The organism is Humibacillus xanthopallidus (assembly GCF_044793955.1).
Taxonomy (GTDB): domain Bacteria; phylum Actinomycetota; class Actinomycetes; order Actinomycetales; family Dermatophilaceae; genus Humibacillus; species Humibacillus xanthopallidus_C.
Window position 1 is genome coordinate 828,895 of sequence record NZ_CP084995.1, and the last position, 16,576, is coordinate 845,470.

At 71.5% G+C, this 16,576-nt stretch carries 13 protein-coding genes, 1 tRNA gene and 1 other RNA gene; 6 read left to right on the plus strand and 9 right to left on the minus strand.

Annotation, left to right across the window (positions count from 1 at the left end; all coding sequences use genetic code 11):
* Nucleotides 1-267 precede the first annotated feature (267 nt).
* A complete protein-coding gene (locus LG278_RS03835; RefSeq protein WP_404391108.1) occupies nt 268-2,466 on the minus strand; it encodes a bifunctional lysylphosphatidylglycerol flippase/synthetase MprF in 2,199 nt (732 codons plus the stop codon).
* Between the two features lie 743 nt (nt 2,467-3,209).
* Between LG278_RS03835 and LG278_RS03840 the strand changes: the two genes are divergently transcribed.
* Nucleotides 3,210-4,598 carry an ABC1 kinase family protein gene (locus LG278_RS03840; RefSeq protein WP_404391110.1) on the plus strand — a complete coding sequence of 463 codons (1,389 nt, stop codon included), beginning with the start codon at nt 3,210-3,212 and terminating at the stop codon, nt 4,596-4,598.
* Nucleotides 4,599-4,882: 284 nt separating this feature from the next.
* On the plus strand, nt 4,883-5,719 hold the full coding sequence (locus LG278_RS03845) for a helix-turn-helix transcriptional regulator (protein WP_404391112.1): 837 nt from the start codon (nt 4,883-4,885) through the stop codon (nt 5,717-5,719).
* On the opposite strand, the gene LG278_RS03850 is transcribed toward LG278_RS03845, so the two are convergent.
* On the minus strand, nt 5,716-7,296 hold the full coding sequence (locus LG278_RS03850; protein WP_404391114.1) for a helicase HerA-like domain-containing protein: 1,581 nt from the start codon (nt 7,294-7,296) through the stop codon (nt 5,716-5,718). The genes LG278_RS03845 and LG278_RS03850 overlap by 4 nt on opposite strands.
* A gap of 73 nt (nt 7,297-7,369) precedes the next feature.
* Between LG278_RS03850 and LG278_RS03855 the strand changes: the two genes are divergently transcribed.
* Entirely contained in the window at nt 7,370-7,666 is a 297-nt protein-coding gene (locus LG278_RS03855; protein ID WP_404391116.1) for a type II toxin-antitoxin system VapB family antitoxin, read from the plus strand.
* A 95-nt stretch (nt 7,667-7,761) separates the two neighbouring features.
* Nucleotides 7,762-8,301, plus strand: coding sequence for a LytR C-terminal domain-containing protein (locus LG278_RS03860; protein WP_404391118.1), 540 nt, complete (start codon nt 7,762-7,764; stop codon nt 8,299-8,301).
* 79 nt (nt 8,302-8,380) lie between these two features.
* Here the strand turns inward: LG278_RS03860 and argF are convergent, their stop codons facing one another.
* The 3 genes from argF to LG278_RS03875 all read right to left on the minus strand — a co-directional run bounded on the left by argF (nt 8,381) and on the right by LG278_RS03875 (nt 12,195).
* The gene (gene argF, locus LG278_RS03865; protein WP_404391120.1) at nt 8,381-9,400 is read right to left on the minus strand and encodes an ornithine carbamoyltransferase; all 1,020 of its coding nucleotides are present in this window, start codon (nt 9,398-9,400) and stop codon (nt 8,381-8,383) included.
* A 176-nt stretch (nt 9,401-9,576) separates the two neighbouring features.
* Entirely contained in the window at nt 9,577-10,872 is a 1,296-nt protein-coding gene (eis, locus tag LG278_RS03870; RefSeq protein ID WP_404391122.1) for an enhanced intracellular survival protein Eis, read from the minus strand.
* Nucleotides 10,873-10,962: 90 nt separating this feature from the next.
* Nucleotides 10,963-12,195: an MFS transporter gene (locus tag LG278_RS03875; protein ID WP_404391124.1), complete on the minus strand. Its 1,233-nt coding sequence runs from the start codon at nt 12,193-12,195 to the stop codon at nt 10,963-10,965.
* Nucleotides 12,196-12,293: 98 nt separating this feature from the next.
* Between LG278_RS03875 and LG278_RS03880 the strand changes: the two genes are divergently transcribed.
* Nucleotides 12,294-13,367, plus strand: a complete 1,074-nt coding sequence (locus tag LG278_RS03880; protein ID WP_404391126.1) for a LacI family DNA-binding transcriptional regulator — start codon at nt 12,294-12,296, stop codon at nt 13,365-13,367.
* Nucleotides 13,368-13,441: 74 nt separating this feature from the next.
* On the opposite strand, the gene ffs is transcribed toward LG278_RS03880, so the two are convergent.
* Nucleotides 13,442-13,540, minus strand: an RNA gene (ffs, locus tag LG278_RS03885) — signal recognition particle sRNA small type.
* A gap of 87 nt (nt 13,541-13,627) precedes the next feature.
* Between ffs and LG278_RS03890 the strand changes: the two genes are divergently transcribed.
* Nucleotides 13,628-13,715, plus strand: a tRNA-Ser gene (locus tag LG278_RS03890).
* Between the two features lie 127 nt (nt 13,716-13,842).
* Here LG278_RS03890 and LG278_RS03895 read toward each other — a convergent pair.
* The 3 genes from LG278_RS03895 to LG278_RS03905 form a co-directional block, all read right to left on the minus strand.
* The gene (locus tag LG278_RS03895; protein WP_404391127.1) at nt 13,843-15,252 is read right to left on the minus strand and encodes a hypothetical protein; all 1,410 of its coding nucleotides are present in this window, start codon (nt 15,250-15,252) and stop codon (nt 13,843-13,845) included.
* Nucleotides 15,253-15,255: 3 nt separating this feature from the next.
* On the minus strand, nt 15,256-15,912 hold the full coding sequence (locus LG278_RS03900) for an ATP-binding cassette domain-containing protein (protein WP_404391129.1): 657 nt from the start codon (nt 15,910-15,912) through the stop codon (nt 15,256-15,258).
* A 161-nt stretch (nt 15,913-16,073) separates the two neighbouring features.
* Nucleotides 16,074-16,535 carry a DUF3817 domain-containing protein gene (locus tag LG278_RS03905; protein ID WP_404391131.1) on the minus strand — a complete coding sequence of 154 codons (462 nt, stop codon included), beginning with the start codon at nt 16,533-16,535 and terminating at the stop codon, nt 16,074-16,076.
* Between the last annotated feature and the right edge of the window lie 41 nt (nt 16,536-16,576).

The window sequence follows — 16,576 nt, forward strand, 5'->3', positions numbered from 1 at the left end:
TCTGCGGACGTTTGCATCCGTCGCTCCCTCGACGCAGCGGGCGCTCCGATGCTCCAGGCCGTGGTGTCATTTGCAGTCTCATTCGCGTTTGTCGGGCGTGCCTCGACGGTCCATTCCGGGAACCCCTGAGCACGCGATCACCCTCGGGAACCCCGGCGAACGGTGGGTCCCAGAGCCCGAAAGCGTGTGTGGGGGTAACTCCACCGTGGGTTCGTATCCCACCGCCACCCTGAGCGCTCCTACGCCCACCCCGCCACCCGTGACGCCTCAGTGAGTCGCGCCTGCGGTGTCGGAGCCGCCCTTGGTGGCGCTCAGGCCCGCCTTCGCCAGGTCGCGCAAGGTGGCTCCGGGGAGGTAGGCCGAGGTGAGGGCGAGCCCGATGCGCGGCAGGGCTGCCTCGTCGGCGAACACGAGGTAGACCGGCTGGTGCCGAGGCTGGAACTTGCGCTTGAAGCTGTCGAGCGAGCGGAAGCCGTAGAGCGGCTCCATGGCCTCACCGAGCTGGTCGAGCAGACGATCGAGGGCGGCGCGTTCGGCGGTGCTGTCGCCGGAGTGGGCCAGGGGGGCGCCGGAGAGCGAGACGAACCGGGCCCCGGAGTCCTTGAAGGCGAGGCAGGCGCTGGCGATGAGGAACTCCGTCACCGGGCGGAAGCCGTCCGGAAGGCGCCGCATGACGTCGAGGGTCCAGCCGTGCACGACGCCGTCGGGGCCGTAGACGGGCAGCCACGACGTCACGCCGTGCACCGTCATCTCGCCGTCGATCGCCAGCCCGACCATGGTGTCGGGGTCGAGCGCCTCATCGACTCCGCCGAGCGTGAACCCCATCTCGGGCAGACCCTTGTCGGAGACCCACAGCTCCGAGATCGCCCGCACCTGCGTCAGCAGGCCGCGAGGCATGTCGGCGAGCCGCCCCTCGTGGTAGGTGATGTTGTCCTTGGCGGCACGGTTGAGCGCGGTCCGCACGTCCTGCCACGCCTTGCCCTTGAAGGCCAGGTCCTCGAGGTCGATGATCGCCTCCTCGGCGACGAGCACGTCGCGCAGGCCGCGCGTCCGTCCCCAGTCGGCGACCTCCTGGGTCACGGAGAAGAAGCAGACCTTGAGACCGCGGATCTCCTGGTCGTCGACGAAGGCCTGCAAGACGGTGGCTCGGGTCTGGGCGTCGGCCCCCACGGAGTCGCCCAGCGCGATGGCCATGCCGCGGTGCACCTGGAAGGCGACGTAGCCGTCCGGCTGGCCGGCTCCGTCACGGTGGATGAACCAGTGGTTGTCGGGCCACGTGCCCATCCACGACATCGTCGTGCCACCGTGCGTCTTGAGCAGGGCGATGGCCGTGTCGCGATCGCTCGCCCCAGCCACGAGCTCTCGGCTCCGGGCCTTGCGCGGTGCGGCGCGGAAGGCGGATCGGCCGACGATGAGCACGCCGAGCTGGAGGATGCTGAGGGCGATGGTGACGAGCAGCTGGGGAGTGGAGGAGATGAGCTCGCCCTCGGCGTTGAGCTGGTCTGCGGCAGTCAGCTCCAGGATCAGCAGGAGTGCCCCCGCCAGGGCAGCCAGCGACGTGAGGACGACGGCGATGCGCCACACCCGGCGCGATCCTCTGCTGAGGCCGCGCGCCACAGCGAGCGAGATGACAGCGTTGATGAGCACGGTGGTTGCGTCGGAGTCGTCGCTGGTCGCTCCGAGCGGGCCGTTCGACGGGACGAGGTAGACGACGATGTTGATCACGGCCGACACGACGAAGAACGTTGCTGCGATGACTCGCCACTCGTGCCGCGTGAAACGAGCGGGACTGAAGCGGGGCTTCCGGCCGAGCAGGAACGGCCCGAGCGCGAGTCCGAGCATGACGGCGAGGAAGTGCTCGACGTCCCAGAGCAGGCCGATGTAGAGCAGGGAGATGGTGACGTAGAGGCACAGGACGAAACGCACCCGCCCACGCCACGGAGGAATGAGCGTCGCTGATGCCGCCGCAACCGCACCGAGGGCGCCAGCACTGAAGCCGACGTCAAGGGTCTCCGAGAGCTCCTGCGCCCAGGCCCAGCCCGTTCCACGGAAGACGACGAGGAAGAGGGACGTGCCCAGCACACCGAAGAGCTGGGCCGCGATCGCCGCGATCGCGACCTTGCGCGTGCCCAGCCGCCACTCGGACCACCCGAAGAGCACAAGTGCTCCGCCGGCGACCGGGAGGTACTGCGCCGGCACGAGCGCGAAGAAGGAGCCGGTCACCGGCGTCCACACGCGGCCCGCCTCAAGGGAGGGCAGTCCGTAGGCGACGTACGGGAAGAGCGCCCGGTCCTGCAGCGGGTTCCAGAGCGACTGGGTGACGACACCGAGCAGGAGCATGATCCCGACGACGGTCAGGGTGAAGGGGAAGCGGCGTAGCGCCGCTCCTACGGACTCGTTGCGCCAGGGAAGGCGAGAAGGACGCGCTCCCAGCTGCTCGGTGGCCTCGGTTGTCTCGGCCTGCATGGCTGGATCCTCCCCTTGGTCCACCTTCGGTCGCGGCATGTCCATGCTAGCCACCGCGCGGTGGAGGGCAACGCGGAGGTGAACTAGGGTCGCAAACCAGACCTATCGTCGGGGAGGTGCGATGGACGTCGTGGGGTATGCCGTGGCCGTCGTGGTCAACATCCTGATCGTCTCGCTCCTGTCGCGGCGGCTGCTCGGAGTGCCGGTCGGGTGGCCGCGGACGATCCTGCTCTGCACGGCCATCCAGTTCGGGGCCCGCGGCCTGCTGATGTGGACGGGCACGACGCTGGACCTGCGTATCAACGGTCCGGCCGCGCCGCACGCCGCGCAGTCCCTGCTCATCGCCGCTCTGGTCCTCGCGTGGCTCTTCGCCGCGCAGGTCATGCTGCTGGCCGTGCTGGAGGCCTTCCTGCCCACGGGGACCATCCCCTCGGTCGTCTCCGTCCTGCGAGCGTGGCCGGCCCGGCAGCGGCGCGCGCTGCGATACACGGCCATCGTCCGGATCGCCGCCAAGCACGGTCTCGGCGCCTACCTGCGACCGTCGCCGACCGCGGTCAAGCTCCCGCAGGGCAACCTCGCCGCCTCGCTGCGTGCGGCGCTGGTCGAGGGCGGGGTCACCTTCGTCAAGCTCGGACAGATGCTGTCGTCCCGTCCCGCCCCGACCTCTGCCTCCGGCCTTTGTCGCCGAGCTCTCCACCCTGCAGACCAGCGTCCCGGCCCGGCCGTGGTCGGAGGTCAAGGGGGTGCTCGAGGCCGACCTGGGCCGGCCCGCGTCGGAGGTGTTCGCCCACGTCGACGAGGAGCCGCTGGCGGCGGCGTCCGTGGGGCAGGTCCACGCCGCCCGCCTGCTGACCGGCGAGGCGGTGGTGGTCAAGGTGCAGCGGCGCGAGGCGCGCGCCCAGGTGACCGCTGACCTCGACATCGTCCTGCGTCTCAGCTCCTGGCTGGAGCGCACCACCGGCTGGGCTCGTCAGCTCGGGGTGCGCCAGCTGGCGCAGGAGTTCGCCAGCTCGCTCGAGGAGGAGCCGGACTACCGCGTCGAGCTGGGCAACCTCCGGTCTGTCGCCGCTGCCCTGCAGGACAGCGGACGCACCCACGTCTCGGTGCCGACCCCCTACGTCGAGCTGTCCTCGCGCCACGTGCTGGTGATGAGCCAGATGGCCGGACGGCCGATCAGCCAGGCCGACAGCAGGCTGTCGACGCTCACCGCGCAGGTGCGGCACGACATGGCGACCGAGCTGCTGGGCGCGATGATGCACCAGGTCATGGTCTCCGGCGTGTTCCACGCCGATCTGCACCCCGGCAACATCTTCGTCAACGACGACGGGAGCATCGGGCTGCTCGACTTCGGCTCGGTGGGGCGGCTCGACAGCACCGCACGGGTGTCCATCGGCATCCTCATCGCATCCTTCGACCAGCAGGACACCCTCGCGGCGACGAACGCGCTGCTGGAGCTGCTCGACCCCGCTCCCGGGCTGGACGCCCGGCTCCTCGAGCGCGACATCGGTCAGCTGCTGCTGCGCTACTCCGGACCGGGGGCCTCGACGGCTGGCTTGTTCATCGAGCTCTTCCGGGTGGCCACGCGACACGGGATCGCGGTCCCGGGTCAGGTGGCCCTCGCGTTCCGCGCGATCGGGACCCTCGAAGGGAGCCTCAAGGCGCTGAGTCCCGGCATCGACGTCGTCGCCGAGACGCGCAGCCAGCAGACCGAGCTGGTCACCGAGTTCACGGGACCCGAGCGGGTCCGTGCCAGCCTGGACCTGCAGCTGGCCGGCCTCCTGCCGATGCTGGAGCGGCTCCCACGGCGACTCAACACGATCGTCGAGGATCTCGAGTCAGGGCGGCTCACCATCGGCGTGCGCCTCTTCGGTGACTCCGCAGACCGGTCCTTCGTCTCGGGGCTCGTCCATCAGTTCGTCCTCGCCCTGCTGGCCACGGCCTGCACGATCGGCGGCGTGACCTTCGTGACGACACCGGGCGGTCCGGCGCTCACGCCCGTCGTGAGCCTCTGGGCCTTCCTCGGCTTCACCCTGCTCTTCTTCGCGTTCGTCCTCGCGGCCCGCGTGCTCGTCATCGTCTTTGCGGGCAACGTCCTGTCTCCCCGCCGGACGGACAGCCGCAGGGGAGCATGAGGATGATCCGACGCAAGCACTGACGACGCTGAGCTTCGCGCTGGGTGACTCCGCCGCGACCCGAGCCGCATCGCCAGGGTTGCCCTCCCCGCGCCCTTCGGTTAGCGTCGGCGGCACACGGGGGACGCGCACTTGGGGCGCCCCGCCAGGTTCAATTCCTGGGTCCTCCACCACATCGAGTGAGGCTGGCCATCCCGCGGGTGGCCAGCCTCACTTGCTTCTACCGTCAGCTCGCCCGGTGCCGGGCCGTCGCCGATGCTGCCGGCGCTGGCAGGATGTGCCCCATGACCACCGACGTCCCGCTCAGCGTGCGCACGCCGTCCCCGCTCGGCGAGTTCCTCCGCGCGCGCAGGCACGCGATCGCGCCCGAGGAGGTCGGCATCAAGCGCGCCAAGGGCCGGCGGCGGGTGGGCCTAAGCCGCACCGAGGTCGCGGAGCTCGCCAACATCTCCGTCGCCTACTACGACCTCATCGAGCGCGGCCGTGACCTGCGGCCGAGCAAGGCGGTCATCGACGGTCTGGCGCGGGCGCTGCGCCTCGATGCCGACGGACGCGCCCACCTCGACTCCATCGCGTCGGGCGCCTCGCCGCGGCGCAAGGCCGAGCCCGAGATGCTCAGCGAGGAGCTCGAGGAGCTGCTCGACTCGATCGACCCCAACCCGGCCTACGTCGTCGGCGCCCGCTGGGACGTGCTCGGCGCCAACCACACGGCGTGCCAGCTCTTCACCGACTGGGAGAGCAAGCGCACCAAGCGCGAGCGCAACCTGCTGTGGTTCTACTGCTGTGACCCGGCGGCCCGCAGCCTCTTCGTCGACTGGGAGCAGGAGGCGGCCGACCAGCTCGCGCTCTTCCGCGAGGCCTATGCCCGCCACCCCGACGACCCGGCCTACAAGCGTGTGCTCGACGAGGTATTCAAGGGCAACCCCGCGACCGAGCACTGGTGGGAGCAGCACGACAGCGACCCGACGCGCGGTCGCACCAAGCGAATCCGGCTCGACACGGGCGAGGTCATCCAGCTGCGCCAGCTAGTGCTCCAGGTCGCCGACGAGCCCGACATTCGGGTCATCAGCTACTTCGCCGACGCTGACGGCGACCTCGACGACGTCGAGTTCGACTACTAACGCTTGCGCGTGCCGAAGATGCTGCGGGTGATCTCGCGCCCGATCACCGTGCCCGCCGAGCGGAGCATCGACTTGAAGGCCGAGCTGCCCGTCACCTGCTGGATGAGACCGGGCTCCTCCTTCGGGGCAGCCTGCCGCTTCGCCGCCGGCGCGGGGGCAGGCGCGGGCGCGGCAGCCGCCGGGGGAGCAGCAGGCGTCTGGGCTTCGAGACGCTTCGTGAGCAGCTCGTAGGCGGACTCGCGATCGAGCACGGCGGCATACCTCGGCCCGATCGTGGAGGCCGCGATGATGCCGTCGATGGTCGCCTGGGGGGAGGGGTCCATGAGCGAGTTGGGCGCCTTCATCCGCGTCCACGCGACGGGCGTCGGCACGCCCTTGTCGGAGAGCACGGTGACGACGGCCTCGCCGATGCCGAGGCTCGTCAGCAGCTTCTGCATGTCGTAGTCCGTGTGCGGATAGGTCGCGATGGCCTGCTTGAGGGCCTTGGCGTCGTCGGGGGTGAAGGCGCGCAGGGCGTGCTGCACGCGGTTGCCGAGCTGCGCGAGCACGCCGGCGGGCACGTCCTTGGGCGACTGCGTGACGAAGAAGACGCCGACGCCCTTGGAGCGGATGAGCCGCACGGTCTGCTCGATCGCCTGCAGGAACGCCTTGCTCGCGTCGTTGAAGAGCAGGTGGGCCTCGTCGAAGAAGAAGACGAGCTTGGGCTTGTCGAGGTCGCCCTCCTCGGGCAGGTCCTGGAAGAGGTCGGCCAGCAGCCACATGAGGAAGGTCGAGAAGAGCTGGGGACGGTCCTGCACCTGCGGCAGCTCGAGGCAGGAGATGATCCCCTTGCCGTCGGGCGCGAGGCGCAGCAGGTCGCGGGTGTCGAACTCCGGCTCGCCGAAGAAGTCGCCGGCGCCCTGGTCCTCGAAGGTGATGAGGTTGCGCAGGATGACGCCCGCGGTCGCGCTCGAGAGCCCGCCGAGCGCCTTGAGGTCGGCCTTGCCCTCGTCGGACGTGAGGTGGCTGATGACGGCGCGCAGATCCTTGAGGTCGAGCAGCGCGAGGCCGTTCTTGTCGGCGTAGTGGAAGATCAGCCCGAGGCTGCTCTCCTGCGTGTCGTTGAGCCCCAGCACCTTGGAGAGCAGCGTCGGCCCGAAGCCGGTGATCGTGGCGCGGATCGCGATGCCGCTGCCCTTGCCGCCGAGGGTGAAGAACTCGGTGGGGTATGCCGTCCCCGACCACGCCATGCCGACGCTCGTCGCGCGCTCGGTGATCTTGGGACCCCCCTCGCCGGGCGTGGCGAGGCCGGAGAGGTCGCCCTTGAGGTCGGCGAGGAAGACCGGCACGCCCTGCTCGGAGAGCTGCTCGGCCATGAGCTGGAGGGTCTTCGTCTTGCCCGTGCCCGTCGCGCCCGCGACGAGCCCGTGGCGGTTGAGCACGCTGAGGGGGATCTGCACGGGCGCATCGGGGTGGGCCTCGTCATCGATGACGACGGCCCCGAGCTTCAGCGTGCCCCCCTCGAAGGCGTAGCCGGCCCGGATCTCGTCGAGCTGGCTCGGGGTCGATGGGGGCGTCTCGGCAGCTGCGTCGGTCACGCTTCGAACTCTATCCGGCGACCTGTCCGCTTCGCCGCCCGTACCTGAGGGGTTCGCCGCCTATGCTGACCCGGTGATTTTCAAGGCCGTTGGCGACGCCCGCCCCTATCCCGACCATGGGCTCGAGACGACGAAGGACTGGTCGAGCGTGCCCCCGCGGGTGGTGCAGCTCGGTGAGCTCATCACGACGAAGAGCACCCTCGACCTGCGCGGACTGCTCGCCGACGACTCGACCTTCTACGGGGACCTCTTCCCCCACTGCGTCGAGTGGGAGGGCCAGCTCTACCTCGAGGACGGCCTCCACCGGGCGCTGCGGGCCGCACTGCAGCAGCGGCCTGTGCTGCACGCGAGGGTCCTGGTGCTCACCTGACCGGAGCCTTGGAGGGCGCCCGAAAGGGGGCTCTGACGGGAGCCAGGCGGCCCGGGCGGGTCGGCTGAGCCGGACGAACGAACGAAGGAGCGGGGATGTCGGAGATCGTCGACGAGGACGGTGCCCGCAGCTACCGGGTGCGCCGGCAGCGGCGCTCGGTGATCGTCATCGCCGTCGTCCTGCTCGCCCTCGCCGGCGCGTTCTACTACGCCTCGACCTACTTCCGCGCGACCGAGCCGCAGGCCGGCCCCTGCACCACCGAGCCGGTCGCCGTGCCGCTCAAGCCGGGTGACGTCAGCCTCAACGTCTACAACGCGACCAAGCGCTCCGGCCTCGCGTCGGCGGCCTCCAAGACCGCCACCGACCGCGGCTTCAAGGTCAAGAAGGTCGGCAACGACCCCAAGAAGGCCACCGTCAAGCAGAACGCCCAGGTGCGCTTCGGGCCCGAGGGGGAGGCGTCGGCCAAGCTGCTCATCGCCCACGTGCCCGGCGCCGTGGCCGTCAACGACAAGCGTGAAGGTGACACCGTCGACCTTGTGCTGGGCAACGCGTGGAAGAACTTCGGTGCGGCGCCTGCCGTCGTCACCCCGACGCAGACGCTGCGCCCCTGCCCGACGGTCACCGTCACCCAGTAGAGCCGCGGGGACCGCCCCGGCGACGGGCGCGCCGACCGCCCCGCCAGCGGCCCCGTCAGCGCCGGTCAGCGCCGTCACGTCAGAGCTGCACCATCGTCGCGACGATGAGGGCCTTGATCGTGTGCATGCGGTTCTCGGCCTGGTCGAAGACGATCGAGGCTTCCGACTCGAACACGTCGTCGGTCACCTCGAGCTCCTTGAGCCCGAACTGCTCGTGCACGTCCTGACCGACCTGCGTCTCGAGATCGTGGAAGGCGGGCAGGCAGTGCATGAACTTGACGCGTGAATTGCCGGACAGGGCAAGCAGATCTGCGTTCACCTGATAGGGCGTCAGCAGCTCGATGCGCTCGGCCCAGACCTGCGTGGGCTCGCCCATCGACACCCAGACGTCGGTGTGCACGAAGTCCACCCCCCGCACGCCCTCAGCTACGTCGTCGGTGAGCGTGACGCGCGCGCCGGTCTCGGCGGCATACCTCCTCGCGACGGCGACGACGTCGTCGGAGGGCCACAGCGAGCGGGGGGCCACGATGCGCACGTCGCTGCCGAGCATCGCACCGGTGACCAGGAGGGAGTTGCCGACGTTGAAGCGGGCGTCGCCGACGTAGGCGTAGGCGATCTGGTCGTCGGGCTTGCCGGAGTGCTCGCGCATCGTCAGCGCGTCGCAGAGCGACTGCGTGGGGTGCCAGTCGTCGGTGAGGCCGTTCCACACGGGCACGCCGGCATGGGCCGCGAGGGTCTCGACGACGTCCTGGCGGGTGCCGCGATACTCGATGCCGTCATAGAAGCGGCCGAGCACCCGCGCCGTGTCCTTGGCCGACTCCTTGTGCCCGATCTGCGAGCCGCTCGGGTCGAGGTAGGTCGTGCTGGCCCCCTGGTCGGCGGCCGCCACCTCAAAGGCGCACCGGGTGCGGGTCGAGGTCTTCTCGAAGATGAGCGCGATGTTCCTGCCCGTGAGCCGGCGCTCCTCGCGCCCCTCCCGCTTGGCTGCCTTGAGGTCGGCGGCGAGGTCGAGCAGCGCTCGCAGCTCGTCGACGGAGAGGTCGGTCTCGCGCAGCAGGCTGCGCTGGTGCAGGGCGGAGAGGATGCTGCCGGCGGTCATCGCCCGATGCTGTCAGGTGCCGCGCGCGGCCAGCAACGCGATCTCACGTCGCCGACCGACGCCTGTCGGCGCCAGCCCCACTGCCACGAGCCGGTATGCCGTGTGGTCAGCCCCGTGGTCGAGTGGCCTCGTCGTCAGCCTCGTCACACCCCGGGTTCTCCCTCACGGGGGCAGGCTCAGAAGTACTCCGTGAGGTAGGGGGTCGCGGCGAAGATCGTGTCGAGAGCGGCGTCGTCGTCGGGTGAGCCGCCTGTCAGGAGTCCAGCCTGCCGCAGGCGCGAGGTCGACCAGCCGCACCAGAGCGCGGCCAGTCCGCGGGCACCCACGTGGGCGGGCCCCCCGGCGGGAGCGGAGTCGACGGACCCGGCGGCGGCGGCCCCAAGGTCCGGTGAGGCGGCAACCTGTGTGGCGCTGCCCGAGCCGTTCTCCACCGACAGCAGCCACCGACCGGTGTTGCGCGGCGCCTCCGGGTCATCGACGACGACCTCGACCTCGGTGCGCGCGAGAGGCGGGAACCCTCGGCCGGCGAAAGCCGCCGAGAGGTCGATGACACGCGCCATCCACGGGACCTGCCGCACGTCCTCGGCGGGCAGGCCACCCAGCATCAGGGTGAGCGGGTCACGGGGGTCGAGGTAGGTGTGAACGGTCGGCACGGCTGCCGAGCCGGAGCCCACCAGGCCCCAGAGGCGGGCTGCAGCCTCGGGTGTTGTGGCGACGAGGTGCTCGACGGTGACGGCCTCGCTCGCGAGGTCGTAGATGACGACGCCATCGGACGTGACGTAGGTGATCAGCTCGTCGCGTTCGATCATGCCGCGCAGCTGGTCGACGGTGGGTGGCATGGGTCCGCTGCGGATGTGACGCTCTGCGTCGTCGCGCAGCATGCGGTGGATCACGTCGGCGTCCGCGGGTTGGGCCCGGCGCGGTCGTCCCGAGGTCTCTGCGGCCGCCGCGGGTGCCCCCGCCGGCGCGGCGGCGGGCGTCGAGGTCGCCGGCGACGGTGCTCCCCGCCGAGACGTCAGGGAGCCGAGGTCGCGAAGGGTGGGGCCGGCATACGTCGTGCGCTGCTGCACCCCGCCCACCTCGAAGCCCGAGCGGCGATAGAGACTCACCGTCGTCGGGAAGAGGCACGACACGACGTCGCCGAGCTCACCCATCCGGGTGATGAGGCCGCGCGTCAGCGCCGTGGCGACGCCCCGACCGCGAGCGCTCGGCTCGACGTAGACGCCGGCGACACCACCCATCCGCAGGTGCCGGCCACCCCACGCCTGCTCGTAGGGGCGGATCCGACCCGCCCCGACGAGTGCCCCGCTCTCGTCAGCCACCCCGAGCCATCGCCCACCGAGGGTCTCAGCGGCGACGCGCTCCCACCAGGTGCCGCTGTCACCCGTGGTGAGGGGTCCGAAGGCGCGGCTGCGGAGGGAGAGCACCTCCGGGAGGTCGGCCTCGGTGACGTCGCGCAGGTTCAGGCTCATGCTCAGACCGTAGCCAAGAGCCGCTCAGCCTCACGCGAGGCGGCCGGCGGGGGCGCTGCTACTGGTCGAGTGGTTGCCTCGTCCCACCTGTCACGGTGCGGGAGTGACGGCGGGGCCACTCGAGGGGGTGGGGCGGGGCTCGCGCACCGCCGGCACGGCGAGCAGGGCGACGATCGCGAGGGCGCCGACGACGAGGAGCGAGTGGAGCACGCCGACCTCGTCACCGAGGAAGCCGAGCAGCGGGGGCCCGGCGAGGAAGGCGGTGTAGCCGATCGTCGTCACGACGCTGATGCGAGCGGCGGCCCGCAGCGGCTCGTCGGCGGCGGCGCTCATGCCGACGGGGAAGCCGAGGCTCGCCCCGAGCCCCCAGATCGCGGCGCCGACGAAGGCGAGCACCGGGCCGCCGAAGACCACGAGGAGGCACCCGACGACGGCGGCGACGAAGAGCACGCGCAGCACGGGCACCCGGCCGCGACGGTCGAGCACCCGTGTGCCGAGCAGTCGGCCCGCGGTCATGGCGGTGAGGAAGACGGCGAAGCCGAGCACCCCCGCCCAGCGCGGCAGGCCGTAGCCGTCGGAGAGCGCGACGCCGATCCAGTCGTTCGCGGTGCCCTCGGTGAAGGCCGCGGCGAAGACGACGACGCCGATGAGCAGGGTGCGTGGCTCCAGCCAGGCCCTCCCGATGCCGGCCTTCTCGTGCACCTGGCTGCCGTGCTCGTCGAGCTCGATCGTGCGCGGCAGGAAGGCCCGCAGGAACCACGGAGTCACGGCCAGCAGGATGACGACCACCCCTCCGAGGTGCACGGCGATCGGCACGTGCAGGGCGGAGAGGCCGGCGCCGATGAGGGCGCTGACGACGGTGCCCCCGCTGAAGGCGGCGTGGAAGTGCGGCATGATCGCCCGCCCCAGCAGCTGCTCGACCTGGGTGCCCTCGAGGTTCATGCCGACGTCGAAGATGCCGGTGCCGAGCCCCACGAGGAAGAGCCCCAGCATGGCGAGCGGCCGGCTCTGGGCGACCGAGACGCCGAGACCGAGGCCGAGGAGACCGGCGCTCTGGATGACGGCCGCGCCCATGAGGGTGCGGGCGGCGCCGAGCCGGTGCACGATGAACCCCGAGATCGGCAGGCCGATGACCGAGCCGAGCGACGCTGCGAGCAGGGTGAGCCCGAGCTCGCCGGCCGAGAGCGACAGCTCGAACTTGAGGTCGGGCACGCGCGAGGCGAAGGCCGCGAAGGCCGCGCCGTTGATGGCGAAGGCCGTGAACACCGCGGTGCGTGCGGTGCGCACGACCGAGGGGGAGGGGGTGGTGACGGCGGTGTCCATGGGTGAAGCCTCTCAAGCCCAGCTGGCGGAGTCGTGGTTCTCGGTCAACGGTGCTTGTCGAATCGATTCGACCGAACCGTTTCGATAGGATGCCTCCCATGGCGTCCCGAGGTCAAGCCCGACCCACCCTGCGCACCGTGGCCGACCGGGCCGGGGTGTCGGTGTCGACCGCCTCGCTCGTCTTCAGCGGCAAGGGCCCGGTCGCGGCGACCACGGCCGAGCGGGTGAAGGCCGCGGCCGCCGAGCTCGGCTTCGCCGGACCCAACCCCCTCGCCTCGTCGCTGCGCCAGGGGCGTGCCGGCGCCATCGGGGTGCTCGTCGACGGCCGCCTGCAAATGGCCTTCCGCGACCCCTTCGCCATCGCCGTGCTCGACGGTCTCGCCGAGGAGCTCGAGGCCATCCCCACCGGCATGCTGCTCCTCGGGCAGCCTTCGGGCTCACCGGAGTCGACGGTGCCGCGCCTCTCGGGTCTCGCCCTCGACGCCGTCGTCTTCTCGCTCTGCGGTCCCGGTGACCACCCCGCCGTCGAGCACCTCGCGGCGCGCGGCATCCCGATGTTCAGCACGGGCGTGCCCGACGACAGGCGGATCACCCAGGTGCGCGTCGACGAGCGGGGCGCCGCGGCCGAGATCACCCGCCATGTACGCGCGCTCGGCCACCGCAGGGTCGCCACCGTGACGATGCCGATGCTGCCGACCAGCGTCGCAGGACCCGTGCCCGCCACCGAGCTGACCGCCCGTGACGCGAGCGTGCCGTCGGTCGGCCGCCTGCTCGGCTTCCGCGACGTCTTCCCTCGCGGCGCCGCCCTGCAGACGGGTGACGGCTCCTCGGTCGAGGGCGGCATCGTCGCCGGGCGGGCCCTGCTCGACGTTCCTGCGGCCGAGCGGCCGACGGCCATCGTCGCGCAGTCCGACGTCATCGCTGCTGGAGTCGTCATCGCGGCAGAGGAGCTCGGCCTGTCGGTGCCGGGTGACCTCTCGGTCACCGGCTTCGACGGGGTCGACCTGCCGTGGCTGCCGCACCGCCTCACCACCATGGACCAGCAGGGCCGCGAGAAGGGCCGCATCCTCGGCACGCTCGTGCGACGCACCCTCGCGGGCGGCCGTCCGCGCAGCGTCACCCAGCCGATCACCCTGCGCGAGGGCACGACGACCGCGCCGCCAGGGCGCTGACGGGGAGCGCGCTCCCCGGCCGAGCGGCATACCGTGTTTGCGGGGTCGGCGGGCGGGCGGTGGGGGCGCCTGGGCAAAAAGGGACACCCCACGTACCTGGAAGAGCTCTCCTACCCTTGCTGCATTCCTGCCCTGGGGGAGTTCGGAGAGGTACCACCACGCGGGGTGCCGACGACGAGTGTATGCCGCGGGGGCCCGCAGGCCGAAACCGGGGCTCCCGGATTTCTTGGGGACGCCTGTCCTCCGGTAGCCTCCCCCACGGAGGATTCGCATAGTGGCCTAGTGCGCACGATTGGAAATCGTGTTGGGATAAAACCCTCGGGGGTTCAAATCCCCCATCCTCCGCCAGATGACGACGGCCCCCATCGCGCCCAGCGCGGTGGGGGCCGTCGTCAACTGACGGCGCCTCCGGGATTTGGGAGGAGGGAGCGAGGAACGAGCGACCGACGGTTCCCCATCTGGCCCTAGCCCTCGGTCACCAGCGGTGCAGGTGGGTGAGCCGTCGCACGCGGTGCAGACCCCAGGCGATCAGCCCGACGACGAGCCAGACGGCCACGCCGGCCGCCGACGGGGCCCCGGCCCGGAGCGCCAGCGGCAGGATCGAGCCGACGATGAGCACGATGAACGACGGCATGAGATACCAGGCGATGAGGCCCTGCGGCCCGGTCTGGATCGTCGGGCTGCCCCGGAAGGCGGCGAGCAGGTGGCCGCCGGCAAGCGCCCCGAGCACGCACACGATCGACGCGAGCGCGCCCCCGTCGACCGCGCCGGCGCTGAGGGCGACGGCAACGCCATACGCCCCGCCGAGCACCGCGGTCGTGAGCACGGTGGGCACGACGAGGTGCGCACCTGCCTCCTCGAGCGGTCCGGAGCCGAGGAGCGACGGGGTGCCGATGTTGTCGGCCTGCAGGCGAAGCCCCTCGGCCCACGCGCCGTAGCCGAGGTAGAGCGGCACGAGCCCGAGGGGCACGGCGATGCCCGGCGCTGCCGGTTGGCTGAGCGCCCACGCGAGCACGACGGCGCCGAGCAGGACGAGGCCGAGCCCGCTGAGCAGGGACGACGGCTGGCGCCGGAGCCCCAGCACGTCTCGCCGCACGAGCACGGGCACCGGGCGCCCCGGCCGCAGCCGCACCGATCGTGCGCGCCGCACGGGGCGGGCGAAGGTGAGCCGGGCGGTGCGCAGGTTGCCGGTGAGGGCCGAGCCGGCCAGCGTCGAGGTGTTGGCGGAGTGCCGGCGCAGCGACTCGGTGTGCAGCTCGCGCAGCGCGTCGTCGACCCGCCAGAGCAGCGAGGGCCCCCGGTCGGGCCCGGGCCAGGAGCGCACCTGCGCCCACAGCCACACCCGCACGACGACGACGGCGAGCACGAGACCGCCGACGAGGGCGATCGGGATGACGAGCGGCCCCACGACCCCGGCGTAGGCGATCCCTGCCGAGAAGGTCAGCCCGACGAGTCCGGCGACGAAGAGGGCGGCTGCGACGGCATACCGCCACCAACGCCGCACGGCGAGCGCTCGGTCGACGGGGGCAGCGAGCACGAGGTCGATCCACGGCATCGGCGGCACGACCGGCCCACGGAAGCGGCCGGCCCAGCTGACCGCGACGAAGACGGCGGCCACCGCCGCGACCCCGACGCCGTATGCAGCGGGGGAGCTCAGCTGGTCGCGCAGCGTCGCGCTGTCGCTCGTCTTGAAGGTCGCCTGCACGAACGGGAAGCCGTAGACGAGCGCCATGAGCGCGAGGACGTAGGCGGCATACCGGCCCTGGGCGCGTGCCTTGGCGGCGGCCTCGCCGCCGATGATCCAGTCGGCCTGGCCGAGCCACTCGGGGTCGTCGACCTCGAAGGTGGGCTCGGGGGCGCTGTCTGGCCCGTCGGGTGTCGTCATCGCTCAGCGGGCGGGCACGACGTCGACGACGCGGGTGGCGAGCGCGGCCGTGAGCTCCGGGTCGTGGCAGGCCATCACGACCGTGGCTCCCGACTCGGCGCGCTCGCGGATGATGCCGGCGACGACCTGCCGCTTGGCCGTGTCGAGCCGCTGCTCCGGCTCGTCGAGCAGCAGCACGGTCGCCGGTCGCGCGAGGGTGAGAGCGAGGCGGAAGAGCTGCTGCTGCCCCGACGACAGCTCGTGCGGGAAGCGGTCGAGCAGCGGGGCGATGCCGAGCCGGTCGAGCAGCGCCTGGGCGCGGTCGTCAGACGTGCTGGGCTCGCCGCCCCAGGTCGAGTCGACGAGCACGAGGTGGTCGACGAGCGTCAGGTCGCGGTAGGTCGTCGGGGCGCCGAGGAGGCCGGCGACGGCGGCGCGCACGGAGCGGTCGCGCTCGTCGGCCTCGCGGCCACCGATCGTGGCGGTGCCCACGGTCGGCACGAGCAGGCCGCCGATGATGCGCAGCAGCGTCGTCTTGCCCGAGCCGTTGGGGCCGCGCAGCACGATGCACTCGCCGGGGTCGGCGTGCACATCCGTCGGCAGCAGCAGCGTCGTCTCGTCGATCGTCTTGCCGACGCCGTCGGCGCGCACCTCACCCGTCAGAGTCGCGACCGCGCTCATCCGCTTCCACCCTTCGTCGGCCCACCGACAGCCACCGTATGCCGCCCGGCTGGGAGCCCGCGTCGCCACCTCACCCGATCGAGAGAGCGATCCGATCGCCCTCACCCCAATCGAGAGAGCGATCCGATCGCCAGCAGGACGAGGCTCAGGGATCGCTGGCGTCAGCCCTGAGTGCTGACAGGCGGCCCCAGGAGCAGCGCGACACCGGTGAGGCCCGCCACCGCGACGAGCCCCACGGCCACGGCGACGGCGGGTCGGGCCAGCAGCGCGGCGACGAGTCGCTCGGCAGGGTTGGTCGGAGCCTCGCCGTCACGCCCGAGCCGCCATTCACCGTCGAGCCGGCCGCGCCGCTCGAGTCGGCGCTCCCACCAGACCGTGAGGAAGGGCGGCACCGCGCTCAGCAGACCGAGCACCCCCTCGCGCACCGTCCAGCGCTGGTTGACCCAGAGCAGCAGTGTGACGAGGCAGAAGGCGATGAAGACGACACCGTGCACGAGTCCGAAGACGGAAACCGCGAGGTCGGTCGTGCGCGTGACGTACTTGAGGAACATCCCGAGCAGCAGCAGCGCCCAGGTCACCACCTCCGCGACGGCGATCCGGCGGTAGAGGGTGCGGGGCGGCATACGGGGTCTCCTACGGTCTGTCGTACGACGAGCGAGCCCCC